The following is a 483-nucleotide window of genomic DNA, read 5'->3' as shown; positions in this document are numbered from 1 at the left end:
TCTGGGATGACTTGCAAGTAACTGCAAACAAGCTTTCTCCTGCCTTTCTCTGTGTCTCAGTGCCTCTGTGGTGAGGGGTCTTTGGTATTCAGTAATTTTAAAGAGAACACATTATGGCAATGGCAATGGCAATTGGCAATGATGGAGATGGTGAAGACGAAGTCAACAGCACCATCAACACCACCCCGCTGGTCGATGTCATGCTGGTTTTGCTGATCATCTTCCTGATCACCACGCCGGTGATTACAGATACGGTCAAGCTCAAGCTGCCGGCAGAAACCAACGTGATTTACAAGACCAAACCGGAAAACATCACCTTGTCGGTGAACAAGGATGGTGATCTGTACTGGAACGGCAGCATGAAGCCGCTGGCTGGCACGGATGCCCTGTTTGAAAAGCTCAAGGTAGAAGCAGTCAAGATCCCGCAACCGGAGTTGCATATCCGTGGAGATCAGAATACCCGCTATGAGTTTATTGGCAAAA

The 483-nt window shown here is 48.7% G+C and carries 1 protein-coding gene; it reads left to right on the top strand.

Going from position 1 to position 483, the window contains the following annotated elements:
• Positions 1–113 precede the first annotated feature (113 nt).
• The coding region (locus ACO0LG_RS29560; RefSeq protein WP_423032199.1) for an ExbD/TolR family protein at positions 114–483 on the top strand (370 nt) is incomplete at its 3' end.

Source organism: Undibacterium sp. Ji42W, from assembly GCF_049340405.1.
Lineage (GTDB): Bacteria > Pseudomonadota > Gammaproteobacteria > Burkholderiales > Burkholderiaceae_D > Undibacterium.
This window is presented reverse-complemented; position numbering and strand designations above follow the sequence as displayed.